The sequence below is a fragment of the Paenarthrobacter histidinolovorans genome, assembly GCF_014647595.1.
GTDB classification, from domain to species: domain Bacteria; phylum Actinomycetota; class Actinomycetes; order Actinomycetales; family Micrococcaceae; genus Arthrobacter; species Arthrobacter histidinolovorans.
Genome location: NZ_BMPM01000010.1, coordinates 54,816 through 78,592 on the forward strand (window position 1 = coordinate 54,816; position 23,777 = coordinate 78,592).

The following is a 23,777-nucleotide window of genomic DNA, read 5'->3' on the forward strand; positions in this document are numbered from 1 at the left end:
AAGCTAGTCGACGCTCTTGATCTTGACCACGAACACGGCACCCAGGAGCCCGATGACTGCGGCGGCTACGTACAGCGAGACGTAGCCGCCCAGGTAATCGACGAACACAAAAGCGATCCCCGGTGCCAACACCTGCGGCAGCGAGTTGGCGATGTTGATGACGCCAAGATCCCGGCCGCGGTCCAGTGCCTTCGGCAGGACTTGGGTGATGAGGGCGAAGTCCACGGCCAAGTATGCGCCGAACCCAATGCCCAGCACCATCGCGCCGGCAATGGCACCGACCCAAGTGGGTGCAAATGCCAGGATGAGCGATGCCACAGCGATGATGGCCGACGAAGCGATCACCAAGGGCTTCCGTTTGCCCATCCGGTCACTCAGCCGCCCTCCCAGGACGCTGGTAAAAATGACCATCACGGCATACAGGCCGGTCACGACCAGGACCCCGTATTCCGGGTCAATACCTTCGGCTTCCTTCAAGCGGACGGCGTCCGCGAGGAAGTAGAGCAGATAGATGGTGACCATGTGGTTGCCCGTGCTGACCAGGAACCTCGTCAGCCAGGCCCAGGCAAAATCAGGGTAGCGCTTGGGCGAAACCCAAAAATCCTTGAGAAAGGTAGCCAACCTGAATGGGAGTCGCTCGCTGGGCGGCAAGGGCTGGTCGTCGCTTTTGAAAAGATAAAGCACGACGCCGGCCAGCAGTGCAGCCGCGCAGAACCAGTAACCTGCAGCAAAGTCTCCAGCGACGAGCGAAGCAATTAGCGCGCCGGCAAGTATGCCGACGGTCTGCCCCATCGCAGCCAGTCCGCCCACAGTTCCACGCTGCGGCACGGGAACTCTGTCCGGGATAGCGGCAAAGATCGCAGCATACATGGCGTTGGCTCCGGCCTGCACGAGGCACCACAGCAGCGTCATCATCGCAACATTGGGGGCTCCGGCCAAGGCAACAAGGGCCACCGCGCCCAGGATCGCGCCCATCAGAACCCATGGAACGCGTCGCCCGAACCGTGAGGTTGTGCGGTCACTCAACGCGCCGAACACGGGATTTGCTACTAAGGAAACGGCCGCGCCGCAGCCCGTTACCAAAGCCAGAATCGCCTTCTTGTGATCTTCGTCGAAGTAGGCGGCCTGCTGCGCGAGAAGAACCTGGAGGGGACCGAAGAACGCTGCGTTGATGCCCAGGTTGACCAGTACCACACCCGTGACCCAAACAGGGCGGACTGGTTTTACCGGATCAGCCAGCGCCGTGGTGCCGCCACGGATGACAGCGGGGTCCGGTACCGGCCCCGGAAGGTCGGACAAGCTCATGGCAGGTTCCCCCTCATTTGGTGTGTGGATTCAGCCTAACGCGGCGGAGTGACACTGAACCGCCGTCGGGTCCTTTATCCACATAGATCAAAATAAGCACTGTGGGGAGCCCACGGGACGCGTTAGTGTGGCCTCAAACCCACGGAGGAGACGCACCATGAGCCAGCACTTAAATACGGCAGATCTCTACGACGAACGCGGCGAGGAACTGGAGTCCCTTGCCGTCCAGTTCCAGAATCTCGGGCGCCACACACATTTCAGCGGCCCAGCCCGTACCATCCGGTGCTTTGAGGACAACGCCCTGGTGAAGTCCGTCCTGGCCACGGAGGGTGACGGTGCAGTCCTGGTTGTCGACGGTCAAGGTTCGTTGAGGACTGCCCTCATGGGAGACATGATTGCGGAAAGTGCCGTGGAAAACGGTTGGGCCGGAGTGATCATCTACGGAGCAATCCGCGACCGCGAGGCCATCGCCAAGCTCCCACTGGGCGTCAAAGCGCTCGGAAGCAACCCCCGGAAGAGCGCCAAGACGGGGTCCGGCGAAGCTGACGTCGAGCTCGTTATTGACGATGTCCGCATCCGGCCAGGCGTGATGATTTACAGCGATCCGGACGGCATCCTGCTGGAACGCTGAGTGCAGCGGAACAGACTTGGAGAGGATCCGCGAAGAAATATTCGCCCACTGGGAATGAACGGGGCGTTAGGATAGTTACTGAAAGCAACTATCCTGCTTAATCCCACTTTTCTGCCATCTCTGGAGAAGATATGTCCAATTCCACGCCCGTTCGGGCTGCTGGTGAGGTCCTGACCCATCGTCAGACGCTCACCGTCATGGTGGGACTCATGCTCGGCATGTTCCTGTCCTCGCTGGACCAGACCATCGTGTCCACGTCCATCTACACCATCGCCAACGACCTCGACGGTTTGTCCCTGCAGGCGTGGGCCACCACCGCCTACCTCATTACCTCCACGGTGAGCACGCCTCTGTATGGCAAGCTCAGCGACATCTTTGGCCGCCGCCCGTTGTACCTCGCAGCCATCCTGATCTTCCTCGCAGGCTCGCTGTACGCAGGTTCCGTTCACTCCATGACCGAGCTTGCCATAGCCCGCGGAATCCAGGGCCTGGGCGCCGGTGGTCTCCTCGCGCTGGCCCTGACCATCATCGGTGACATTGTTGCCTTGAAGGACCGGGCCAAGTACCAGGGCTACTTCATGTCGGTCTTCGGAATCTCATCCGTCCTTGGTCCCGTGATTGGCGGCGCGTTCGCAGGTTCAGCCAATATCCTGGGCTTCGACGGCTGGCGCTGGGTCTTCTTCATCAACCTCCCCATCGGCCTCGCGGCACTCGTGGTCGTTTTCATGTACCTTCATCTGCCGGTAAGGCACGTGAAGCAGAAGATCGACTACTGGGGCGCCGCTGCCATCACGTTGGCAATTGTTCCGCTGCTTCTGGTGGCCGAGCAGGGCCGCACCTGGGGCTGGTCCTCCGCGGGATCGTGGCTTTGCTACGGCCTGGGCGTCATCGGTATCGTGGCGTTCCTCCTCGCCGAAAAGCGTGCCGGCGACTACGCGCTGATTCCGTTGCGTTTGTTCAAGAACACCACGTTTGGCTTGTCCTCGCTGCTGAACTTCATCATCGGTATCGGCATGTTCGGTGCCATCGCCATGCTGCCCATGTATTTGCAGCTGGTGAAGGGCCTTACTCCCACCGAGGCAGGCCTGATGATGATCACCTTCACCGTCGGCATCCTCTTCGGTTCCATCTCCGCAGGCCGTACGATCTCCAGCTCCGGCGTTTACCGGATTTTCCCGATCATGGGAACGGCAGTACTTGCAGGCGCGGCAACGGTCATGGGTCTTGTCCTGGGAGTCGACACCGGTCTGTGGGTTCCCGGGTTGATCGCCGTGTTCTTCGGCGTCGGGCTCGGTTTCTGCATGCAACCGCTGACCCTTGCCATGCAGGTATCCGTTCCGCCCAAGGACATGGGCGTTGGCACCTCCACGGCAGCGTTCTTCCGTTCCATGGGCGGCGCCGTAGGCACCGCAGTGTTCATCTCCATGCTGTTCAGCACGGCAGCGGACAAGATCGCCGACGGAATGAAAACAGCAGCGTCCAGCCCCGATTACCAAGCTGTGATGCGGGACCCTGCCGTGGCCTCGGATCCTGCGAACGCCAAGCTGTTCGACTTCTTCAAGAACGGCGCCAACAACGATTCGTTGAACGACACCAGCTGGTTGCACTCGGCCAACAGCACGCTCACCCGGCCGATCACCGAAGGCTTTGCCCAAGCCATTGACGTGGTGATGTTGACTGCCGCGGGCCTGATGATCATCGCGTTCCTGATCAGCTTCGCGTTGCCGAACAAGAAGCTCACGGATCCCAAGGCTGCCGCCAAGGATTCAGTTCCGGCCCACTAGGCCCGCAAAACAAGGCCTCCGTAAAACCAGGCAATGGCAGGCAGTCTCCGGACTGCCTGCCATTGCTTTTGGGCGGTCTTCTAATGCTCCAGCAAGACCATCCGTGTCGCTTGCTCCACGTCTCCACGCAGATCCCTGTCCGCGGCATCGGCCGGCAATCCATAGCCCGCGGTCATCATGCTGCGCAGCCTGTGGCTGGCAAACTCCTCGGGTCGCCGCCCTTGCAGGCGCAACGCCCTTGCCGCACAGACAAGTTCGACGGCGGTGACTGTCGCCAGGGCTTGGACCGTCGACTGCAGTTGAGCGGCCGCTACGCTGGCAAAGCTGGCGTCTTCTTCTGCCCCCAAGGACAACACCACTGTTTGCAGGCTGGCCGGTTGGGTATTCGCGCGAATCCGTCCCACGGCGGCGGCAGCCACGTACTCCAGCATCATGACGCCTGACTGACCGGCACCGTCCCTGGCAAGGAACGGGTGCAGGCCCGTGTAGTTCGGATCGCACAGGAGATCAATCCTGCGCAGGTGCGTCGCGCAAGCAGCACCGATGGCCAAGTGCAAAGAATCCACCCGGCGCGCGAGGTTGGTCATCTGGAAAAGCCCGTGATGGGCCACATCGTTCGAGCCTTCGGACAAGGACCCGTGGACCAGGGGATTCTCGTTGCCCGCTGTCACGAGACGGCGGAGCAGCGTACCCAGGGCATTCAGCTCCTCGATCTGGGAACCAAAAATCTGGGGCAGGGTTCGCAGGCAGTAGGGATCCTGGATGCGGGCGGGTTGCCCACTGCCCTCTACCAGCCCATGGAAGTCGTTCGCGGCTGCTGCCACTGCAGGAGTGTCCGCCGCTGCAGCCACCGCCGGACTAAATGCCTCCACATTGCCGGACATCGCAATGAAGGAGAGGCCTGCTACAGAAGCGGCGGTGTCCAGCAGCTTCGACAGTTCCTCATGAGCCAGAACAGCCTGGGCGATCGTCAGTGCGCTGGAGCTGATGAATGGGAGTGCATCAGCAGTAGCCCAGCCCTCCACGAAAGTCCGTGCCCGTCCCCCGCCCAAGGGCTCACGCTCGCCAAGCATCGTCAGCGCAGTTCCGGACAGGGCTTGGAGATCCGCCGTACCAATGCCGCCGAATTCCCGGACCTCCGGCACGACGTCCGAGTTGATCAACTCCACAAGGGCCACGGCAATGGCAGGGTTGATGCCGGAGGCACCAGCGGCCAACTGCGACAGCCTCACAGCCAGCATCGCCCGGACGGTCCTGCGCTCCAGGGGCCTGCCGGCATCCACCGCGTGGCTTCGCAGCAACTGGAGGCCGTGGGTGTCAGTCCCATCGCCTTTGGACAGCTCCACCGTCCGGTTCGCCCCTACCCCCGTCGAGCGACCATAGACCGGCCGTTTCATGGAGGTAGCAACAGCGGACTCCTGCGAGGCTGCCATGCGGGCCAAAGCACCGGCCGCCAAGCTGACAGACGCGCCGTCGGCAACCGCCACAATGTCCGGCAACGCCAGGTTCCTGCCGTCAATTTCGATCATGGGCCGATCCTTTCATTCATCGTCGACGTGATGCGCCTTAACGGCAGTAGTGGTTGCCAGCCGGAGCATGGCAACCACTACTGCCGTTAGTCGGTTTCCGGCGCGAACCGGACCGGGTTCCAGGCTTCCGGAGAAGGCGGGACAGGAAGTTGTATGTTCCTTCGGACCACGGCCCGGGAGTCACTTTGATGTGCCTCCGGGGCCGAACATTCGCGTTCGGATCGGGAAGCTGCCGTCACAGTCATGCGTGTGCTTCCTGGGTGGCCTTCGAACTGTTCATGGGGATGCGGACGCCGCGTTCGTTGGCGACCTCGACAGCACGGTCGTAGCCGGCGTCGACGTGGCGGATGACGCCCATGCCGGGGTCATTGGTCAACAGCCGTTCGAGCTTCTCCGCAGCCAGGTCAGTACCGTCAGCGACCGAAACCTGCCCGGCGTGCAGGGACCGGCCAATACCAACACCGCCACCGTGATGGATCGACACCCACGTAGCACCCGAAGAGGTGTTGATCAGGGCGTTCAGCAACGGCCAGTCAGCAATAGCATCGGAACCGTCCGCCATGGACTCGGTCTCCCGGTACGGGGACGCCACCGAACCGGAGTCCAGGTGGTCACGACCAATCACGATCGGGGCCTTGACCTTGCCCTCCTTGACCAACTGGTTGAACAACAACCCGGCCTTGGCGCGCTCGCCGTACCCAAGCCAGCAAATACGCGCCGGCAGGCCCTCGAACTCCACCCGCTCCTGCGCCGCGTCAATCCACTTATGCAGGTGCTTGTTCTCCGGGAACAACTCCTTGATCGCCTCATCCGTGACCCGGATATCCTCCGGGTCACCCGAGAGCGCAACCCAACGGAACGGGCCCAGACCCTCACAGAACAACGGACGAATATACGCCGGAACGAAACCAGGGAACTCAAACGCCCGCTCGTACCCGCCCTTGCGTGCCTCATCACGGATCGAGTTGCCGTAATCAAAGACCTCAGCACCGGCGTCCTGGAACTCCACCATGGCCTGCACGTGCCGGGCCATGGACGCCTGGGCCTTCTTCGTGAACCCTTCCGGATCCGCCTCGGCCTCCGTGTGCCACTCAGCCACCGTGATGCCCTCCGGCAGGTAGGACAACGGATCATGCGCACTGGTCTGGTCCGTGACCACATCAAAAGTGATCTCCCCGGCCTTGTGACGGCGCAGCAGCTCCGGGAACACCTCAGCGGCGTTACCCACATACCCCACCGACCAGCCGCGACGCTCGTCCTTAGCCTTCTGGACCTTCGCCAGGGCGGCATCGAGATCCGTTTCGACCTCGTCCAAGTACCGCTTACCCGCACGACGACGCAGACGGGTCTCATCCACATCCACGATCAAGCACGCGCCGTCGTTCAACGTCACGGCCAACGGCTGCGCGCCGCCCATACCACCACACCCACCAGTCAACGTCAGCGTCCCGGCCAGCGGTCCCTCCGTAGAACCCTCCACAGCCGGGGCCGGGTGCCGGCCCTCCGCTTTGAGCTTGTTCCCCACCGCGGCGAAGGTTTCATACGTGCCCTGCAGGATGCCCTGCGTGCCGATGTAAATCCACGACCCGGCCGTCATCTGGCCGTACATCATCAAACCCTCAGCCTCGAGCCGGCGGAACTCAGGCCACGTCGCCCAATCCCCCACCAGGTTCGAGTTCGCCAACAACACCCGCGGAGCCCACTCATGAGTGCGGAACACACCCACCGGCTTACCCGACTGAACCAACAGAGTCTCGTCCTTCTCCATGGTCTCCAACGTCCGGGTAATCGCATCAAACGCAGCCCACGACCGGAAAGCACGGCCCGTGCCCCCATAAACAACCAAGTCATCCGGCCGCTCAGCAACCTCCGGATCCAGATTGTTCATCAACATGCGCAACGGCGCCTCGGTCTGCCACGACTTGGCAGTAAGCTCAGTACCCCGCGCGGCCTTAACCGGACGGGCACCAGAAGTGAAATCGGCAGTCATTGTCTTACTCCTAAAAATTCCGGCAGAACAGCGGGGACTAGCCCAGGTTCTTGGTCTTGAGCCATTCCTTGGCGATTTCGCCGATGTCCTCGAACTTGGCTACGCGGCCGTTCATCTTGATCAGGTCTTCAGTGGTCAGGGCGGCAGATACCTTGTCCAGCGTTTCCTTGACCGTGGCCGAGGACTTCTTCTGGTTGATGACCGGAACGATGTTCTCGGAGAGGAAGAGGTTCTTGTTGTCCTCGAGTGCCACCAGGTTGTTCTCCGCCAGTGCGGGGTCCGTGCTGAAGAGGTCCGCTACCTGGATCTGACCGGAAAGGAGGGCATTCAGCGTGAGCGGCCCACCGGCGTCGAGCGCTGAAAATTCCTTGAACTCGAGGTTGTAGACGGACTTCAGGCCGGCCACGCCGTTGAGGCGGGTCTTCCACTCCGGCGGGCCGCCCAGGACAAGGTCCTTGGCAACAGGCTGGAGGTCCTCAATGGTCTTGAGCTTGTACTGATCGGCGATGTCCTTCTTGACGGTGAGGACATCCTTGTCCTGGGCGTCGGAGGCTTCCAAAACGCTCAAGCCGGAGGGAATCTTGGTGGTCAATTCCTTGGCCACGTCCTCGGAAGAAACAGCCTTGGTGGCGGAATCGAGGTACTGCAGGAGCGCTCCGCCGTACTCGGGCATGAGGTCGATGGACCCGTCCTTGAGGGCGGGAATGGTGACCTCGCGGCTGCCGATGCTGGGCTTCTCGGTGACCTCGACGCCCTTGGCTTTGAGGGCTTCGGCGTAGATCTTGGCGATCAGTTGGCTTTCCGGGAAGTCAGCGGAACCGACAATAATGCTGTCGCTCGACGCCGCGGCCGCAGTATTGGAGGAACTCAGTGGATCCCCGCCGCCGCAGCCACTGAGGGTGATGGCGGCAACTGCCGCAAGGGTGAAACCGGTGAGGTACTTCTTCATGTCAATTCTCCTGGGACAGGCGCCGCAGGGCATGCGGCAGCCAGGTGGGGGTGGGGGACGTGCAAATAGCTTGTAGCTAGACCGTGACGGGGGTTTTCACGGGTTCGGCTGCAGGAACCGGTTTGATGGTGCGCCGGGTCAGTCCGGGTGAGACAACGCGGCGGGTGATGAAGGCGAGGAGCTGGTCGAAGAACAGGGCCAGCAAAGCGACCAGGATTGCGCCCGCAACCATCTGGCTGTAGTCGTTCTGGGCCTTGCCGTCGATCAGCAGGCGACCGAGGCCACCGAGCGAAATGTATGCGGCGATGGTCGCCGTCGAAATGATTTGCAGCAGGGCGCTGCGGATGCCGGACAAAACCAGCGGAAGCGAGCAAGGCAGTTGGACATCCGTAAGAATCTTCATGGTGCGGAAGCCCATGCCTTTGGCAGCGTCGACGGCGGCAGCATCCACTGCGCGAACACCGGCATAGGTGTTGGTCAGGATCGGCGGAACTGCGAGCAGGACCAACACGATGAGGCTTGGGAGGACGTAGCCCATACGGGACGGGAAAGCGGGCGAGATGAGCAGTACCAGGAGGATCAGCAGACCGACGCTCGGAAGAGCGCGGAGCGCATTGGCGAGGCCGGCGATCATGAACACGCCCTTGCCGGTCACCCCGATGTAAATGCCAAGCGGCACCGCGATGATGGCAGCTACGGCCAGCGCGATAAGCGAGTAGAGGAGATGCTCGCCGATCAGTGTGGGGATACCGTCTGCACCACTCCAGTGCGCGGGGTCGAACAAGTAGTTCACGATGCCACCACCTTGGGGGTCCACGGTGTCAGCCACCGGTTGAGAAGAATGATCAGCCCGTCCAGGATCATGGCCAGGACCACGCAAAGCACGATGCCGGCGATGATCGGCGTGTAGAAACGGAGCTGGAAGCCCTGCGTGAAGAGCGAACCGAGCTGCGGGATGCCCAACAGTGCAGCCACTGAGACCAGGCTGACGTTGGAAACTGCTGCGACGCGCAGGCCGGCACAGATAACAGGGACGCCCACAGGGAGTTCAACCTTCACAAGGCTCTGGTAGCCGCGGTAACCCATGGCCTTGGCCGCTTGGACCGTGTCCTCGGGGACGGAATCCAGGGCGTCTGCCACCACGCGCACCAGCAATGCCACGGTGTAGACCGTCAGTGCGGCGACGATATTGAGCGGGTCCAGGATCTTGGTGCCCAGAACAAGCGGCAACAGGACGAAAAGCGCCAGGGAAGGAACGGTGTAAAGAAGGCCTGCGACGCCCACCAACAGGGGGTAGATGCGGCGGCTCCGATGGGCCCACCAGCCAAGGGGCAAGGCGATGAGCAGTCCCAGGATCAGCGGGGTGACGGCCAGCAGGACATGCCAGCCGAGCAGGAAGACAATGTTGTCGAACTGGCGGCCCAGCCATTCGAAGTTCATCGCGCCGTCTCCAAGTGAGGTTCGGCCTCGATGGCCTTGACCACGTCCGTCGCAGTGACCGTGCCGATCAGCTCACCGTGCTCGTTGACCACAACACCCCGGCGGCTGGGCGACGACAGGGCCGCGTCCAACAGCTGGCGCATCGTCCCGGAAGCCGCGGCAGGAATGCCGCTGAGGTTAAGGTTCTCCCGCTTCACCTCACCATTGAGAAGTTCCGGCTGGGCCCAACCGAGCGGCTTCCGGCCGCCGTCGACCACCAACACCCAAGCACCCGACGCCTTGGCGCGGGCCTCGTCCGCCGAGGCGCCGAGCTGGACTACAGCTTCTTCGCCAATCGCTACGGTGCCGGCCGTCTTGGTGAACCCAAGGGAGCGGTACCCACGGTCGCGGCCCACGAAGTCGGCCACGAACTCGTCGGCGGGCGAGGTGAGCAGCTCGGACGGTGAAGCCATCTGGGCGAGTTTGCCGCCCACACGCATCACGGCCACCTGATCGCCGAGCTTGAGTGCTTCGTCGATGTCATGCGTGACCATGATGATGGTCTTTCCTATTTCGCGCTGGAGACGCAGGAACTCCTCCTGCAACTGGCCGCGTACCACGGGGTCGACTGCGCTGAAGGGTTCGTCCATCAGCATGAATGCCGGGTCCGAGGCCAGCGCGCGTGCCACACCAACGCGCTGCTGCTGGCCACCGGAGAGCTGCCAGGGGTAGCGCTTGGCGAAGCTGGCGGGAAGCCCCACGCGCTCCATCAGCTCAAGGGCCTTGGTCCGCGCCTTTTGCCGGCTTTCGCCCAAAAGGACGGGCATGGTGGAGACGTTGTCCACGATTGTCTTGTGCGGGAACAGGCCTGCGTGCTGGATGACGTAGCCAATCCTGCGGCGGAGCAACGCTGCGTCCATTCCGGACGTAGGTTGGTCATCCAGGTAGATGGTGCCACTGGTGGGTTCAATGAGGCGGTTGATCATCCTCAGGGAGGTGGTTTTGCCGCAGCCGGACGGACCAACCAGAATGGTCAGCTTGCCGGTGGGCGCCTCCAGGTTGAGGCCGTCGACGGCGACGGTGCCATCGGGGTAGGCCTTGGTGACATTTTCAAACTTGATCATTTTGCTTCCATGCTTTCCTGGGGTAGCTCATGGTTTTCGGTGGCCCAGGTGAGGACGTTGTCAGCTTCCTCCACCAATTGCTGGCCGATTTTGAGGGCCTTCAGCTCATCCACGCGATAGCTGGGCGCGACGACGCTGAGTGAAGCCACCGTCCGTCCTCCCAGCACCACGGGCGCCGCAATGGCCGTAACGTCGTCCTCCACACCGCTGCGCACCACGGCAAAGCCACGCTCAGGCTGTTCGCCTTTGAGTACCTGGCCGGAAGCTGTTCCTTCGAGCGGGATACTCCGCCCGACCCAGCTGGAATGCCTGATCGAGTGCGTACCCTCGACGATCGCGATGTAGATTCCCGTGTCCCCAACCCCGGGAATGCTCAAATAGCAGGATTCGCGCGTTGTCGCCACGAGCCGCTTCATGGCCGGCGTGCACAACGAGACGAGTGATTCCTTGCCGAGAGCCAGAGCACCCAACTGGATGATGCTGGCCCCCGGACGGAAGTTGCCGCCGTCGTCCCTTGAAACAAAGCCGCTGCCTTCAAGGGTCCGGAGCAGGCGAAGCGCCGTGCTGGGCGAGAGGTCCGCGACCCGTGCGGCATCACTCAGCGCTATGGCTCCCTCGGAGCACACGGCCCCCAAGAGGGCGAGCGCTCGCTCCACCGTCCGGGTCGAAGAATCTGCTGCCATTGCGTGGCCTGCTTTCAAGTGGTCTGGATCACCATGTCTTGCCACTTAGTAAAAAGCAATTTTCACGGCATGGCAATAGTCCTGAGTAAATTTCCCGTGATTCCGGGAAATATGTCGAGCTGGATCACTATCGGGTTACCCCGATGTTTCCGTCCTGTTAAAAACGAACCATTCAGCTCCAGACCCTTGCCATGTAATGGCAACTGCTTTTTACTTGGTGGCAGTCGTCTACATCGGAGGAACACGTGGAAACCGTCAATCAGCTCCTTGACTCGATCAAGGACGTAGGCCGGGATGGTGTGCGGGGAGGCTACTCAAGGTCCGTCTATTCAACGCCGGAACTCGACCTCCGTGAGTGGTTCAAGGAGCAGGCAGCCCAACGCGGCCTGGACATCGAGACAGACCGCAACGGCATCATGTGGGCCTGGTGGGGTGAACCGCAGGACGGCGCCCTGGTCACAGGCAGCCACCTCGATTCAGTCCCCGGCGGAGGCGCTTTTGACGGGCCTCTGGGCGTCGCTTCCGCGCTGGCCGCCGTCGATATTCTCAAAAACCGCGGGCTTCAGCCGCGGCGCTCCCTGGCGGTGACCGTCTTCCCCGAAGAAGAAGGGTCCCGTTTCGGGGTTGCATGCCTCGGGTCCAGGCTCCTGACTGGCGCCATCGACGTCGACAAGGCCCTGAATTTGCGCGACGCCGACGGCGGAACGTTCGCCGACGTCGCACGGTCCAACGGCCTGGATCCCCGGCACGTCGGCGCCGACCCCGAGGCCCTGGCCCGAATCGGCGACTTTGTTGAACTGCACGTGGAGCAAGGCAAGGGTCTGGGCCAGGACGGCCCGGCCATCGCGGTCGGAAGTTCGATCCTGGGTCACGGGCGATGGAAGCTCAGCGTCAGCGGCCAGGGAAACCATGCCGGCACCACGCTCATGGCAGACCGGGCGGATCCGATGGTGGCCGCGGCCCACATCGTCCTGGCCGTCCGCGACACCGCGGCCAAACAACCGGATGCCCGGGCAACCGTGGGCCGCTTAACTCCCGTACCGGGCGGGACCAATGTGATCGCCTCCCGCGTCGATCTGTGGCTTGATGCCCGACACCCGGACGACGCCGTGACCGCCCGCCTCATCGAAGCGATCTACGTCGCAGCCCAGGAAGCCGCCGCGTCCGAAGGCTGCACCGCCACCCTCACTGAAGAGTCCTACAGCGGGACGGTCCACTTTGACAGTGGGTTGAGCCGCCGGATCGGCGGCCTCCTTCCCGGGGCGCCCGTGCTGGCAACAGGGGCCGGGCATGATGCGGGGGTACTGGCCGGCTACGTACCCTCGGCCATGCTCTTTGTCCGCAACCCCAGCGGAATCTCGCATTCACCCGAAGAATACGTGGCCGACGAAGACGCCTCATCCGGAGCCGTCGCCCTTGCCGACGTTCTGGAGGGCCTCCTGTGAGCACGTTCTGGTGCGAAACCGCGATCATCGCGTCCCCTGGCGGTTCAGGATCGCCCGAGGCCGTGCGTGGGGTACGCGTGGAAGCCCATGACGGCCGGATCACGGCCATCAGCCCCGATACCCGGCCGGAAGCCGGCGACACAAGGCTGGAGGGCATCGTGTTCCCCGCCGCCGCAAACGCCCACTCGCATGCATTCCACCGGATCCTGCGTGGCCGGACCCATGAAGGACGCGGAGATTTCTGGGTTTGGCGGGAGCAGATGTACACGAGCGCATCCGAGCTGACACCCGAAAAATACGAGAAACTCGCAACGGCCGTTTTCGCGGAGATGGTTGTTAGCGGGTTCAGCAGCGTCGCGGAGTTCCACTACGTCCACCACCAGCTCGACGGCGCTCCTTATTCCGAACCGCATGCCATGGAGTTGGCGCTGGCACGGGCGGCAATGTCCGCCGGTATTCGCCTGACTCTCTTGGATACCCTGTACCTCGCCGGCGGAATCGGATCGCCGCTAAGCCCTGAACAGGCGCGGTTCGGTGATGCGGACGTGCACGCCTGGCTCCACCGCCTTGCCTCGCTCCGTGCCGCGGTTGACGCAAGTTTTCCGGCGGACCGCGTGAGCGTCGGAGCCGCGCTGCACTCGGTCCGGGCAGTACCTGAAGAGGATCTGAAGGTGGTGGCTGCCCAATTGCCCGGCGGCATACCCCTCCACATCCATCTGAGCGAACAACCCGCAGAAAACCAAGCCTGCCTCGAGGCTTACGGGACCACCCCCACAGGCCTTTTGGCACGCCACGGGTTGCTGACCAACAGACTCTCAGCGGTACATTCCACCCACCTGACGCCCGACGACGTCACCTTGCTCGGACATGCCGGCACCACAGTGGTCATGTGCCCAAGCACGGAGGCCGACCTCGCGGACGGGATCGGCCCGGCGAGGGAACTTTCCGATGCAGGAGCCACCATAGCCCTCGGGACTGACCAGCACGCCGTCATCGATCCGTGGGTCGAAATGCGCACCCTCGAACACGGGGAGCGGTTGGGCAGCGGCCAGCGCGGGAGGTTCACGCCCCAGGAGCTGCTGCAGGCTGCGACGTCCGGGGCCACCCGGTCCATGGCTACCCCGGTTGCCCAGGCGGCGCTTGAGGTTGGCAATGTCTGCGATCTCATGGCGGTGGATCCCGCCTCTACCCGCACGGCGGGGTCCCGGCCGCTGCAGCTGGCGTTCAGCGCGACCGCCAGCGACGTCACCGCCGTCGTTATCGGCGGCGAGCTGCTCTCCTCCCACGGCGTCCACACACGGCTCGGTAAACCCGGAACCTTACTGACGGACGCATTGACCTCATTCTCCTAGCGCTGCTTCCGCGGCCTGAAGCCACCGACGGCGGCCCTGGTGTTTGGCTCCCGACTCAAGGGTCGTCGTCGTGCCTTGTGTTCAATAAGTGGATTCAAGAGAGGGGGCTTTGAGTACGTGGGGAGGCCCCAGAGGCTCCCAGCGAACGTACAGCGCGTGATCAGAGCCTAATGGGTTAAGAAAGTGAATACATGTCACGTCCATCACTTGACTGGAACTTGGCGGATATGACGTGCCACACTGTGTAGCGCGAGTGCACCGGCGTCCCCGTCGGAACAGCCGACGACGTCACGCACCGCATTCCCACACACCTTTCCCAAGGGAGACCCATGTCCAGTCCCAGCACCGAAGCAGGCGCGCCCCACGTTTCCCGGAAGGTGATCGGCCTGGCTATCGCCGGCGCGGTTGGCGGCTTCCTGTTCGGCTTCGATTCGTCCGTGGTCAACGGTGCCGTGGACGCCATGGCGGGCGAGTTTGCCATGAGCGAGGCACTCACCGGCTTCGCCGTCGCCGTCGCCCTGCTCGGCTGTGCCGTGGGAGCCTACCTGGCGGGCAAAGTTGCCGACCGGTACGGCCGCATCCCCGCCATGAAGATCGGCGCGCTGCTCTTCCTGGTCAGCGCCATTGGAACCGGCCTCGCATTCAGTGTGTGGGACCTCATCTTCTGGCGGCTGGTCGGCGGCCTCGGCATCGGGCTGGCGTCCGTGATTGCCCCCGCCTACATCTCGGAAATCTCCCCCCGGCACGTCCGCGGCCGCCTGGCCTCGCTCCAGCAGCTGGCCATCACCACGGGCATCTTCGCAGCCCTGCTCTCCGACGCGGTCCTGGCCAACTCTGCCGGCGGTGCTGACGGCACGCTGTGGCTGGGAATCGAAGCGTGGCGCTGGATGTTCATCGCCTGCGCTGTGCCTGCCGGCATTTACGGCTGGATCGCCTTCCGCCTGCCTGAATCGCCGCATTTCCTGGTCCTCAACGGCAAGGAAGACCAAGCCCGCACCATCTTCAACAGGCTCATTCCGGGCGACGACATCGACCGGCACATCCGCGAGATCCGCGAATCCATCCAGCAGGAAAAGCTCTCCACCAAGAAGGGCTCCTTGCGCGGCAACCGCTTTGGCCTGCTGCCCGTGGTGTGGATCGGCATCATCCTTTCCGTGCTGCAGCAGTTCGTGGGCATCAACGTGATCTTCTACTACTCCACCACTCTGTGGAAGGCTGTGGGGTTCCAGGAAAAGGACTCCCTGACCATTTCCGTGGCCACCTCCATCACCAACATCCTGGTGACACTCGTGGCCATCGCACTGGTGGACCGGATTGGCCGCCGGCCCATCCTGCTGACCGGCTCCATCGGCATGGCAGCATCGCTTGGGGTCATGGCACTGGCCTTCTCCTCCGCGGTTGGCACGGGCTCCGAGATCACCCTTCCAGGCGCCTGGGGACCCATTGCCCTGGTTGCGGCCAACGTGTTCGTTATCAGCTTTGGAGCCTCGTGGGGACCCCTCGTGTGGGTGCTCTTGGGCGAGATCTTCCCGTCCCGCATCCGTGCACGCGCTTTGGGCCTCGCGGCCGCCGCGCAGTGGATCGCCAACTTCGCCATCACACTCAGCTTCCCCATCATGGCCGCAGGTTCGCTGCCGCTGACGTACGCCATGTACGCAGCGTTCGCGGCGGCGTCGTTCTTCTTTGTGATGTTCAAGGTGCCCGAGACGAATGGCATGTCCCTGGAACAGGCTGAAACCCTGTTCGTCCCGAAGGGAGCACCGGTAGCGCCGCTTCCGGTCACCTCGGACGAAAGCAAATAGCTGACAAAGAAGCCCGGCGGTTAATGATCCGCCGGGCTTCTTTTGTTTGGGTGGCTGCTTAGACCAGGTGCGGTTCGTGGGACGACAGGAACTTCCGCCCCCCGAATGCGATGAGGATGGCGATCACCATTGCCACTGCACCGGCGAAGAACGGCACCTGCGGTCCGAAGTGCTCGCCGAGCTGGGCTGCGGCGAAGGGAGCCAGCGCACCGCCCATCCAGCGGACAAAGTTGTAACCCGCGGAGGCAACAGGACGAGGTGAATCAGAGACGCCCATGGCCAGTTCCGTGTAGACGGTGTTGTTGATGCCCAGCAGGGCGCCTGCCACGATGACAAGCACGACGACGGCAGTCACCGAGTGCCCCGCGGCCAGACCCAGCCCGATCAGGTCGAGCATGAGGACAGCCAGCGTGCCGGTCAGTACCTTGACGGCACCAAAGCGCTTCTGGAGGACGGGAGCGACGAACACTGAGAACACTGCGACCGCAACGCCCCAACCGAAGAACACTCCCCCGATTCCGTAGGCGTCCATTCCCAGGATGAAGGGAGTGAAAGCAAGGATGGTGAAGAAGCCGTAGTTGTAGAAGAGTGCGCTGGCTGCGGTGGTGCGGAGCCCCTTGTGGCCGAGGGCAAGAAGCGGGTCCCGGAGGCGGGACTTCATCGCCGGGGCAGGTGTCTTGGGGAGCAACGCCAACAGTGCGATGAACGCTGCGGCCATCAGGACTGCCGTACCGAAGAACGGGGCGCGCCACTGCCACCCGCCAAGGAGGGCACCCAACAGCGGGCCGAGCGAGATGCCGAGTCCGAGGGCGGCTTCATAAAGAATGATCGCGGTGCCGGTTCCACCGCTGGCCACGCCAACAATCACGGCCAAGGCGGTGGCAACGAACAGCGCATTGCCGAGGCCCCAGCCGGCACGGAAGCCAACCAGCTGTTCAACACTGCCGGAAAGGCCGGACAACGACGCAAACACGACGATGATCGCCAGGCCGATGAGAAGCGTCTTCTTCCCACCAATCCGGGAGGACACAAATCCACTGATCAACATCGCTACCGCAGTCACCAGGAAGTAGCTGGTGAACAGCAACGACACTTCGCTGGTGGAGGCCTGCAGGTTCTTGGCGATTGCCGGGAGGATAGGGTCCACGAGCCCGATGCCCATGAAGGCGAAAACGGCCGCCAGGGCCGTAGCCCACACCGCTTTTGGCTGTTTGAGCAGGGAAGCCTTCTCGGCTTCGAGGGTGGTTTCGATGGTTGTTTCGGCGCTTGCTGAAGCGTCAGCCAACTGGCGTGACATTCAATTGCTCCTTGTCGGTGCGTTAATTCCTGTTAGTTCTGGAATGAGCTGTTGATTTTGCTGATGACGGGAAGCGCCGCGGCCAACTGCTCGATTTCCTGGGCGCTGAGGTCCTCAAGCAGTTCGGCCACCATGGCATTCCGCCGCTGGTTGGCCGATTCGACGGCGTCAGTCCCGGCACTGGTGATGGCAACCTGGACGGCGCGGGAATCGTCGGGATCAGGGCGACGGGTGACCAGGCCGGCGCGCTCAAGCTTGATGATTTGCTCTGTGGCGCTCGGGACTTTGATCCCCAGGTTCTTTGCGATGTCACCCACCCTGAGACCGCCGTCGGAGACCATGGAAAGCAGGCTGAGCTGGGCAGCGGTCAAGTCACCCTCGGGGTCCAGGCGACGAAACATGTAGACGCCCAGGCGCAGGGCCTCACGAAATTCCTTCGCGAGCCCGGTGAGGCGGGGATCAGGAGAACCGTTCATATTTAGGTAGCCTAATAGTTAGGGTACCTAACAGTCAAGCTTTCGGCGGCATTCCCCCGGCTGAATGTAGGCGCGGCCAACAAAGATGCGGCCAGGTGGGAGTGCGGCTGGGTGTGCTCAGGGCGCCTAACGGGCGAAGACGCACCGCCTGCACCCGCTTCCCCACGTGAATTTGCTCCATACCCCAACTCTTCCAGCAGACCCAGGGCACCATCAGACCCCAACCGTCCTATGTGGAAAAGCCAGCCCAACGAAGATAGAGAGACAACTGCCCAGGCCTTGGCTTTGTTGGCAAAGTGCCGAGATCCAGCCCCTCACCAGCCCAGCCCGAGCCACTCAAGGCGTGCCACCCCAAGGCGCGACGCCCCATCCAACGCGCACCGATCATCCAATGCGCGACGCCCTTCACCAAGGCAGGACACCCAAAAGAATCCGCGCGCATGAAGCCCCGCCAGTGAAGCTCTGGCGAAGGGCCAGCCCCTAGAGCTTCAGCTTCATGCCTTCGTGGCTCGCAACAAACCCCAGCCGCTCATAGAAGCGATGCGCCGCAACACGGGATTTGTCCGTGGTGAGCTGGACCAAGGAGCAGCCGCGCTCCCGGGCCTGGTCTACCGCCCACTGGATCATGAGCGCGCCAACACCCTGCCCGCGCAACTCCCCGGAGACGCGGACCGCCTCGATCTGCGAGCGCCAGGAACCCTTGCGGGACAGGCCCGGGATGTAGCTGAGCTGGAATGTGGCCACTACTTCGCCGTCGAGTTCGCCCACCACCAGAAGGTGGGCCGGGTCGGCGTCGATCGCGTCAAAGGCCAGCTCATACGGCGCCAGGTCGTCCACGCTTTCGCGGACGGCACCCAACTGGTCGTCCGCGAGCAACGCGAGGATCCGTGGCAGATCGCCTTTGCGGGCGCGCCGCAGGGAAAACGTTCCACCCTCGACGGCGGCAGTCATGAGGGCGGGCGCGGCAGCAGGTTCCGTAGTCACCACCCCAGCATGCCATTTTGTTCGGAACTTAGTGTTGCTAAGTACCGGTACTTAGTTCTACTATGTAGTGGTAGCTAGTAATACTGAGTAGCGAGGGAGGTGTCCGATGGGCAAGCAAATGACGGAGATGCTCAAAGGCACATTGGAGGGCATAGTTCTGGCCCTCCTGACCGGGAAGGCGGCGTACGGATATGAAATCACCACGCAGCTCCGGGAGCAGGGCTTCACCGAGATCGCTGAAGGCACCGTGTACGCACTGCTGGTAAGGATCGAACAAAAGGGGCTGGTGGACGTTGAGAAGCGACCGTCCGAAAAAGGGCCGCCCCGCAAGGTTTACACGCTCAACGCGCAGGGCGAAAACGAACTGAATGAATTCTGGAACACCTGGAGCTTCTTGTCCGAACGGATTGAAGAACTCCGCAAGGAAGGAAAATAACATGGCAGCAAAATGGATCGAACTGGTCACCGGATCACTCGAACAGAAGAAGCAGTACAAGCAAGCCAAAGCCCGCATGGATGCCCTGCCTGAGCCTTACCTCAGCGTCGCAACCGCCTTCAACCGATACCTGATGTACTACGGCGGAGTCACTGAAGGCGACACCATGGTGCAGATGTTCACAGACCTGGCAGACCTGTGGGAACGCGCGGCGCTGGACGGAACCCCCGTGAGCGAAATGGTGGGCGAAGATCCGATCGAGTTCGCGGAGACCTTCGCGCAGGCATACGGCGGAAAGCGCTGGATCGACAAGGAACGTGACCGCCTCAACAAGGCAATCGACAAGGCGAAAGAGGCGGAGTCATGACCACAACGGCAATCCGCGTACAGGGTATAGAGAAGTCCTACAAGGATCTCCAGGTACTCCGCGGAGTGGATTTCGAGGTAGCGTCCGGCAGCATCTTCGCCCTTCTCGGCTCCAACGGTGCCGGCAAGACCACCATGGTGAAGATTCTGGCCACGCTGCTCAAAGCGGATGGTGGGCAGGCCGCCGTCGAGGGTTTTGATGTCGCAACGGAGTCACTGCAGGTAAGGCAGTCCATCAGCCTCACCGGGCAGTTCGCCGCAGTGGACGAGGTATTGACCGGCAAGGAAAACCTGGTTCTCGTGGCGAAACTGCGGCACTTGAAGAATCCGGGCCAGATCGCGGATGAGTTGCTGGCACAGTTCAGCCTGACAGATGCCGGTTCCCGCAAAGTGGCAACGTACTCCGGCGGCATGCGTCGCCGGCTGGACATCGCCATGAGCCTGATCGGCGATCCGAAGGTGATCTTCCTGGACGAGCCCACCACCGGGCTCGATCCCGAAGCCCGCCTGGAGGTGTGGCAGATCGTCAAGAACCTTGCCAACAGGGGCACCACAGTCCTGCTCACCACCCAGTACCTCGACGAAGCCGAACAGCTGGCAGACCGCATAGCCGTCCTTCATGAGGGACGCATCATCGCCAATGGCACGCTCCAGGAGCTGAAGCGGCTGCTGCCGCCGGCCAAGGTGGAATACGTGGAAAAGCAGCCAAGCCTGGAGGACATCTTCCTGGCACTCGTGGGAAACACCGGAACCAGCGAGCCAGTAAAGGACAGGTCATGAACACCCATTTCTTCGCAGATACCTCTGTCCTGCTGGGCCGTTCCATGCGGCACATCTTCCGCAGCGTGGACACCATCATCACCACCGCGATCACACCGATTGCCCTGATGCTGCTGTTCGTCTACGTATTCGGCGGTGCCATCAGGACCGACACTGAAAACTACGTCAACTACCTGCTCCCGGGCATCATGCTGATAGCCATCGCTTCGGGCATCGCATACACGGCGGTCCGTCTTTTCACGGATATGCAGGGCGGCATCTTCGAGCGGTTCCAGTCCATGCCGATCGCACGCTCCTCGGTCCTGTGGGCACACGTCCTGACATCGTTGGTGGCCAACGGGCTGTCGCTGGTGATCATCGTCGGAGTTGCGCTGCTCATGGGGTTCAGGACTTCGGCGAATGTACTGGATTGGCTGGCAGTTGCGGGAATCCTGGCGCTGTTCACACTCGCGTTGACATGGATCGCCATCATTGCGGGCCTCTCCGCGAAGTCAGTGGACGGTGCCGGCGGGTTCTCTTACCCGCTGATCTTCCTGCCGTTCATCAGCTCGGCGTTTGTACCGACGGAAACCATGCCGGGCCCTGTCCGCTGGTTCGCCGAGAACCAGCCGGTGACGTCGATTGTGAACACCGTCCAGGATCTGTTCGCCCAACGTCCTGTTGGTGGCGACATCTGGGTAGCCCTGGCCTGGTGCCTGGGGATCCTCGTCGTCGCTTATGCCTTCGCGACGGCGGCGTATAAGCGGCAGATCGCCTAGCGGCCCGTGTTCTGAAACCCAGGACAAACCATCGGCCAAAGCTCCCTTTTCCACAAGGGAGCTTTCGCCATGCAGACCGATTATCCCCTGCTTGAGGCTTCTTTCGTGGTTCGCTTCACCTTGGTAACAGCCAGTCCGATGACGCTGGCAGCCGCAGCCAGGAAGAAGAACAGCACCAGCAGTGGACCTGACATGCCGGGGAGAAGCGGGTTCCCGCCAGTAAGGAAGATCGAAGCCAATAGGCCCACCATCGACACACAGAATGCCAGCCCAAGTACTCTTTTCATGCGGCCCTGGCGGGTTATCGGCGATCTATTTGAAGTAGCCATCCAGGCATCCTATCTAGCTGATGGAACTCAAATTGACAGGCTTCCCGTCACCGCCCGCCGCAGAGACCGCGTGGGTGGTCAGTTGGCCACGTAAACGGTGTGAGTCAACGGATCCACCGTCACACCTTGAGGGTCCTGCCCCACGGTAATCGTGGCGGAAACCGTACCCCCGCTTAGTAAGCGTGCCGGAACTGTAATCGGTGACATACGCCGTTCCAGTGGGGAGCTTTCGCCATGCAGACCGATTGGCCATTGCTCAGACATTAGCTATAGCTTTATCGAACAGATTTGTAACGGCCGTCACTATTCTGACGGTTCATCCGAAGGGTTCTTGAACTAATGTCCGACCAGACAACACAGGGGCAGCTCCGCGCCTCCAGCAGGGACAGCGAGCCCCACCTCTCACGCTCGCTCAGCAACCGCCACATCCAGCTCCTGGCCATCGGCGGCGCCATCGGAACAGGCCTCTTCATGGGCTCCGGCAAGACCATCTCGGTTGCCGGCCCCTCCGTGATCTTCGTGTACATGATCATCGGCTTCATGCTCTTCTTCGTTATGCGCGCCATGGGCCAACTCCTGCTCTCCAACCTGAACTACAAGTCGTTCAGCGACTTCGCGGGCGACCTCCTGGGCCCGTGGGCCGGCTTCTTCACCGGCTGGACATACTGGTTCTGCTGGGTTGTCACCGGCGTTGCTGACGTCATCGCCATCGCAGGTTACGCCAATGAGCTCTGGCCGGGAATCCAGCTGTGGATCCCGGGCCTGGCCACCATCATCATCCTGCTCCTCCTGAACCTGCCCACAGTCAAAGCCTTCGGCGAGACCGAGTTCTGGTTCGCGCTCATCAAGATCGTCGCCATCGTGGCGCTGATCGTCGTGGGCCTGGTCATGATCTTCACGGGTTTCCAGTCCAACGCAGGCACCGCCAGCTTCACCAACCTGTGGAGCCACGGCGGCTTCTTCCCCAAGGAATTCATGGGCTTTGTAGCCGGTTTCCAGATCGCCGTGTTCGCGTTCGTGGGCATTGAACTCGTGGGTACTGCCGCTGCAGAAACCAAGAACCCGGAGCACAACCTCCCCCGGGCCATCAACGCCATTCCCCTGCGCGTAATGCTCTTCTACGTAGGCGCCCTCATTATCCTCATGTCAGTCACACCGTGGACTGAATTCAAGGCAGGCCAGAGCCCGTTCATCGCCATGTTCTCCTTGGCCGGCCTGGGCATGGCAGCCACCGTGGTGAACCTGGTGGTGCTCACCTCTGCCATGTCCTCGGCCAATTCGGGCATCTACTCCACCTCCCGCATGGTGTACGGCCTTGCCAACGACGGCGACGCACCCAAGCTCTTCGGTAGGCTCTCCAGCCGCAAAGTACCCCAGAACGCCCTGTTCCTTTCCTGCGTCCTGCTGCTGGCCGGCGTCGCGCTCCTCTACGCGGGCAAGGACGTTGGCGTCGCGTTCGACATGGTGACCACGGTGTCCGCGGTCTGCTTCATGTTCGTGTGGTCCATCATCCTGGCCAGCTACCTCGTGTACAGGAAGCGCCGCCCCGAGCAGCACGCGGCCTCACCCTTCAAAATGCCCGGCGGTATCCCGATGGTGTGGGTGGTGTTCGCGTTCTTCGCGTTCCTCGTCTGGGCGCTGACCACCCAGCCGGATACCCTCACGGCCCTTCTGGTGACACCCATCTGGTTCGCCATCCTCGGCGTGGCCTACGCCGTGGTTCGCAAGTCCCCGCTCCACCAGGCCCGCGTGGCCGAATGGAAGGCGATGTCGGAAGCGGAAACCGCGGCAGCGCGCTGACCCTTAAGTAAGAAAGCCCGACGCCGGGCACCCACCTCGGGTGCCCGGCGTCGGGCCTTTAAGGGGGTCCCGACGTGAGTCAGCGTCAGCTGGCGAGTTTGTCGTGCCGCTGCAGCAGAAGGTGAACAGCCTCACGGATTAGGGCACTTTGGCCCTTCCCAGTCTCTACCATCAGGTCGCTGAATGCTTTGAACTCTTTCTCGGAAATTCGTCCACGCACAGTTGGAGACGGACCGGCAGACTCTTTCTGGCCCACCTTGGGTCGCCCAGGACGGAGGGCCGCCTCCAAAACCTCTTCGCTGCCGAACTCACGCAACAGGAAAGACCTGCCCGCTTCAGCAGCCTTGTCTCCATGCAGGGCCGCGCCCCTCCCGCGAACTTCAGTGTCCGGGTCGCTCAGACGCTGCGCCAACGCCTCGTAATTCATTTCATTTCCAGCCATCTGGGTGCTCCTCACGGAATCGACTGAAGCCCGGCCGGATTGAAACCTCTGGAGCTGGTGCCCCAGGTCGCGCGAAGGCTCCCCCGAGCTGACGAT

23 protein-coding genes are annotated in these 23,777 nt (G+C 62.3%); 10 read left to right on the forward strand and 13 right to left on the reverse strand.

The annotated features are described in order from the left end of the window. Positions 1–3: 3 nt before the first annotated feature. A complete protein-coding gene (locus IEY62_RS19005) occupies positions 4–1,305 on the reverse strand; it encodes an MFS transporter (protein WP_189020821.1) in 1,302 nt (433 codons plus the stop codon). 157 nt (positions 1,306–1,462) lie between these two features. Between IEY62_RS19005 and rraA the strand changes: the two genes are divergently transcribed. Next, entirely contained in the window at positions 1,463–1,936 is a 474-nt protein-coding gene (gene rraA / locus IEY62_RS19010) for a ribonuclease E activity regulator RraA (RefSeq protein WP_189020823.1), read from the forward strand. A gap of 131 nt (positions 1,937–2,067) precedes the next feature. Next, the gene (locus tag IEY62_RS19015; RefSeq protein ID WP_189020825.1) at positions 2,068–3,720 is read left to right on the forward strand and encodes an MDR family MFS transporter; all 1,653 of its coding nucleotides are present in this window, start codon (positions 2,068–2,070) and stop codon (positions 3,718–3,720) included. Between the two features lie 80 nt (positions 3,721–3,800). Here the strand turns inward: IEY62_RS19015 and IEY62_RS19020 are convergent, their stop codons facing one another. The 7 genes from IEY62_RS19020 to IEY62_RS19050 all read right to left on the reverse strand — a co-directional run bounded on the left by IEY62_RS19020 (position 3,801) and on the right by IEY62_RS19050 (position 11,414). Next, positions 3,801–5,249 (reverse strand): aromatic amino acid lyase, encoded by a 1,449-nt coding sequence (locus tag IEY62_RS19020; protein ID WP_189020827.1) that lies wholly within the window; start codon positions 5,247–5,249, stop codon positions 3,801–3,803. Between the two features lie 241 nt (positions 5,250–5,490). Beyond that, positions 5,491–7,239 (reverse strand): urocanate hydratase, encoded by a 1,749-nt coding sequence (locus IEY62_RS19025; RefSeq protein WP_189020829.1) that lies wholly within the window; start codon positions 7,237–7,239, stop codon positions 5,491–5,493. A gap of 37 nt (positions 7,240–7,276) precedes the next feature. Further along, positions 7,277–8,188 carry an ABC transporter substrate-binding protein gene (locus tag IEY62_RS19030; protein WP_189020831.1) on the reverse strand — a complete coding sequence of 304 codons (912 nt, stop codon included), beginning with the start codon at positions 8,186–8,188 and terminating at the stop codon, positions 7,277–7,279. Between the two features lie 76 nt (positions 8,189–8,264). Then, positions 8,265–9,017 carry an ABC transporter permease gene (locus IEY62_RS19035; RefSeq protein ID WP_229785456.1) on the reverse strand — a complete coding sequence of 251 codons (753 nt, stop codon included), beginning with the start codon at positions 9,015–9,017 and terminating at the stop codon, positions 8,265–8,267. Further along, a complete protein-coding gene (locus IEY62_RS19040) occupies positions 8,978–9,628 on the reverse strand; it encodes an ABC transporter permease (RefSeq protein ID WP_189020833.1) in 651 nt (216 codons plus the stop codon). The genes IEY62_RS19035 and IEY62_RS19040 overlap by 40 nt, the downstream gene beginning before the upstream one ends. Then, positions 9,625–10,731, reverse strand: coding sequence for an ATP-binding cassette domain-containing protein (locus IEY62_RS19045; RefSeq protein ID WP_189020835.1), 1,107 nt, complete (start codon positions 10,729–10,731; stop codon positions 9,625–9,627). Before IEY62_RS19045 ends, IEY62_RS19040 begins: the two co-directional genes overlap by 4 nt. Continuing rightward, entirely contained in the window at positions 10,728–11,414 is a 687-nt protein-coding gene (locus IEY62_RS19050; RefSeq protein ID WP_229785458.1) for an IclR family transcriptional regulator, read from the reverse strand. Before IEY62_RS19050 ends, IEY62_RS19045 begins: the two co-directional genes overlap by 4 nt. Before the next feature lie 245 nt (positions 11,415–11,659). Here IEY62_RS19050 and IEY62_RS19055 point away from each other — a divergent pair, with 245 nt between their 5' ends. The 3 genes from IEY62_RS19055 to IEY62_RS19065 all read left to right on the forward strand — a co-directional run bounded on the left by IEY62_RS19055 (position 11,660) and on the right by IEY62_RS19065 (position 16,013). Continuing rightward, the gene (locus IEY62_RS19055; protein WP_189020839.1) at positions 11,660–12,859 is read left to right on the forward strand and encodes an allantoate amidohydrolase; all 1,200 of its coding nucleotides are present in this window, start codon (positions 11,660–11,662) and stop codon (positions 12,857–12,859) included. After that, positions 12,856–14,211 (forward strand): formimidoylglutamate deiminase, encoded by a 1,356-nt coding sequence (locus IEY62_RS19060; protein ID WP_189020841.1) that lies wholly within the window; start codon positions 12,856–12,858, stop codon positions 14,209–14,211. The genes IEY62_RS19055 and IEY62_RS19060 overlap by 4 nt, the downstream gene beginning before the upstream one ends. 329 nt (positions 14,212–14,540) lie before the next feature. Then, on the forward strand, positions 14,541–16,013 hold the full coding sequence (locus IEY62_RS19065; protein WP_189020844.1) for a sugar porter family MFS transporter: 1,473 nt from the start codon (positions 14,541–14,543) through the stop codon (positions 16,011–16,013). Between the two features lie 58 nt (positions 16,014–16,071). On the opposite strand, the gene IEY62_RS19070 is transcribed toward IEY62_RS19065, so the two are convergent. The 3 genes from IEY62_RS19070 to IEY62_RS19080 all read right to left on the reverse strand — a co-directional run bounded on the left by IEY62_RS19070 (position 16,072) and on the right by IEY62_RS19080 (position 18,737). Next, complete coding sequence (locus IEY62_RS19070; RefSeq protein ID WP_189020846.1) at positions 16,072–17,310, reverse strand: MFS transporter; 1,239 nt, start codon at positions 17,308–17,310, stop codon at positions 16,072–16,074. A 32-nt stretch (positions 17,311–17,342) separates the two neighbouring features. After that, positions 17,343–17,786 carry a MarR family winged helix-turn-helix transcriptional regulator gene (locus tag IEY62_RS19075; protein WP_189020848.1) on the reverse strand — a complete coding sequence of 148 codons (444 nt, stop codon included), beginning with the start codon at positions 17,784–17,786 and terminating at the stop codon, positions 17,343–17,345. A 480-nt stretch (positions 17,787–18,266) separates the two neighbouring features. Beyond that, complete coding sequence (locus tag IEY62_RS19080) at positions 18,267–18,737, reverse strand: GNAT family N-acetyltransferase (protein ID WP_189021041.1); 471 nt, start codon at positions 18,735–18,737, stop codon at positions 18,267–18,269. Positions 18,738–18,876: 139 nt separating this feature from the next. On the opposite strand from IEY62_RS19080, the gene IEY62_RS19085 reads away from it, so the two are divergent. The 4 genes from IEY62_RS19085 to IEY62_RS19100 are packed head-to-tail and all read left to right on the forward strand — an operon-like array spanning position 18,877 to position 21,110. Next, positions 18,877–19,206, forward strand: a complete 330-nt coding sequence (locus tag IEY62_RS19085) for a PadR family transcriptional regulator (RefSeq protein WP_189020851.1) — start codon at positions 18,877–18,879, stop codon at positions 19,204–19,206. A 1-nt stretch (position 19,207) separates the two neighbouring features. Further along, the gene (locus tag IEY62_RS19090) at positions 19,208–19,573 is read left to right on the forward strand and encodes a DUF1048 domain-containing protein (protein WP_189020853.1); all 366 of its coding nucleotides are present in this window, start codon (positions 19,208–19,210) and stop codon (positions 19,571–19,573) included. Continuing rightward, positions 19,570–20,352, forward strand: coding sequence for an ABC transporter ATP-binding protein (locus tag IEY62_RS19095; protein WP_189020855.1), 783 nt, complete (start codon positions 19,570–19,572; stop codon positions 20,350–20,352). Before IEY62_RS19090 ends, IEY62_RS19095 begins: the two co-directional genes overlap by 4 nt. Further along, positions 20,349–21,110, forward strand: a complete 762-nt coding sequence (locus IEY62_RS19100) for an ABC transporter permease (RefSeq protein WP_189020857.1) — start codon at positions 20,349–20,351, stop codon at positions 21,108–21,110. Before IEY62_RS19095 ends, IEY62_RS19100 begins: the two co-directional genes overlap by 4 nt. 80 nt (positions 21,111–21,190) lie before the next feature. Here the strand turns inward: IEY62_RS19100 and IEY62_RS19105 are convergent, their stop codons facing one another. Beyond that, positions 21,191–21,439, reverse strand: coding sequence for a hypothetical protein (locus tag IEY62_RS19105; protein WP_189020859.1), 249 nt, complete (start codon positions 21,437–21,439; stop codon positions 21,191–21,193). 339 nt (positions 21,440–21,778) lie between these two features. Between IEY62_RS19105 and cycA the strand changes: the two genes are divergently transcribed. After that, positions 21,779–23,239: a D-serine/D-alanine/glycine transporter gene (gene cycA, locus IEY62_RS19110; RefSeq protein WP_189020861.1), complete on the forward strand. Its 1,461-nt coding sequence runs from the start codon at positions 21,779–21,781 to the stop codon at positions 23,237–23,239. An 85-nt stretch (positions 23,240–23,324) separates the two neighbouring features. Here cycA and IEY62_RS19115 read toward each other — a convergent pair whose 3' ends face one another. Then, positions 23,325–23,681, reverse strand: a complete 357-nt coding sequence (locus tag IEY62_RS19115; protein ID WP_189020863.1) for a ribbon-helix-helix domain-containing protein — start codon at positions 23,679–23,681, stop codon at positions 23,325–23,327. Positions 23,682–23,777: the final 96 nt, after the last annotated feature.

What these genes read in the sequence shown, in the direction of transcription:
- IEY62_RS19005 (WP_189020821.1), bottom strand. Translation starts at nt 1,305, where the DNA reads ATGAGCTTGTCCGACCTTCCGGGGCCGGTACCGGACCCCGCTGTCATC.
- rraA (WP_189020823.1), top strand. Translation starts at nt 1,463, where the DNA reads ATGAGCCAGCACTTAAATACGGCAGATCTCTACGACGAACGCGGCGAG.
- IEY62_RS19015 (WP_189020825.1), top strand. Translation starts at nt 2,068, where the DNA reads ATGTCCAATTCCACGCCCGTTCGGGCTGCTGGTGAGGTCCTGACCCAT.
- IEY62_RS19020 (WP_189020827.1), bottom strand. Translation starts at nt 5,249, where the DNA reads ATGATCGAAATTGACGGCAGGAACCTGGCGTTGCCGGACATTGTGGCG.
- IEY62_RS19025 (WP_189020829.1), bottom strand. Translation starts at nt 7,239, where the DNA reads ATGACTGCCGATTTCACTTCTGGTGCCCGTCCGGTTAAGGCCGCGCGG.
- IEY62_RS19030 (WP_189020831.1), bottom strand. Translation starts at nt 8,188, where the DNA reads ATGAAGAAGTACCTCACCGGTTTCACCCTTGCGGCAGTTGCCGCCATC.
- IEY62_RS19040 (WP_189020833.1), bottom strand. Translation starts at nt 9,628, where the DNA reads ATGAACTTCGAATGGCTGGGCCGCCAGTTCGACAACATTGTCTTCCTG.
- IEY62_RS19045 (WP_189020835.1), bottom strand. Translation starts at nt 10,731, where the DNA reads ATGATCAAGTTTGAAAATGTCACCAAGGCCTACCCCGATGGCACCGTC.
- IEY62_RS19050 (WP_229785458.1), bottom strand. Translation starts at nt 11,414, where the DNA reads ATGGCAGCAGATTCTTCGACCCGGACGGTGGAGCGAGCGCTCGCCCTC.
- IEY62_RS19065 (WP_189020844.1), top strand. Translation starts at nt 14,541, where the DNA reads ATGTCCAGTCCCAGCACCGAAGCAGGCGCGCCCCACGTTTCCCGGAAG.
- IEY62_RS19070 (WP_189020846.1), bottom strand. Translation starts at nt 17,310, where the DNA reads ATGTCACGCCAGTTGGCTGACGCTTCAGCAAGCGCCGAAACAACCATC.
- IEY62_RS19075 (WP_189020848.1), bottom strand. Translation starts at nt 17,786, where the DNA reads ATGAACGGTTCTCCTGATCCCCGCCTCACCGGGCTCGCGAAGGAATTT.
- IEY62_RS19080 (WP_189021041.1), bottom strand. Translation starts at nt 18,737, where the DNA reads ATGACTGCCGCCGTCGAGGGTGGAACGTTTTCCCTGCGGCGCGCCCGC.
- IEY62_RS19085 (WP_189020851.1), top strand. Translation starts at nt 18,877, where the DNA reads ATGGGCAAGCAAATGACGGAGATGCTCAAAGGCACATTGGAGGGCATA.
- IEY62_RS19090 (WP_189020853.1), top strand. Translation starts at nt 19,208, where the DNA reads ATGGCAGCAAAATGGATCGAACTGGTCACCGGATCACTCGAACAGAAG.
- IEY62_RS19095 (WP_189020855.1), top strand. Translation starts at nt 19,570, where the DNA reads ATGACCACAACGGCAATCCGCGTACAGGGTATAGAGAAGTCCTACAAG.
- IEY62_RS19100 (WP_189020857.1), top strand. Translation starts at nt 20,349, where the DNA reads ATGAACACCCATTTCTTCGCAGATACCTCTGTCCTGCTGGGCCGTTCC.
- IEY62_RS19105 (WP_189020859.1), bottom strand. Translation starts at nt 21,439, where the DNA reads ATGGCTACTTCAAATAGATCGCCGATAACCCGCCAGGGCCGCATGAAA.
- cycA (WP_189020861.1), top strand. Translation starts at nt 21,779, where the DNA reads ATGTCCGACCAGACAACACAGGGGCAGCTCCGCGCCTCCAGCAGGGAC.
- IEY62_RS19115 (WP_189020863.1), bottom strand. Translation starts at nt 23,681, where the DNA reads ATGGCTGGAAATGAAATGAATTACGAGGCGTTGGCGCAGCGTCTGAGC.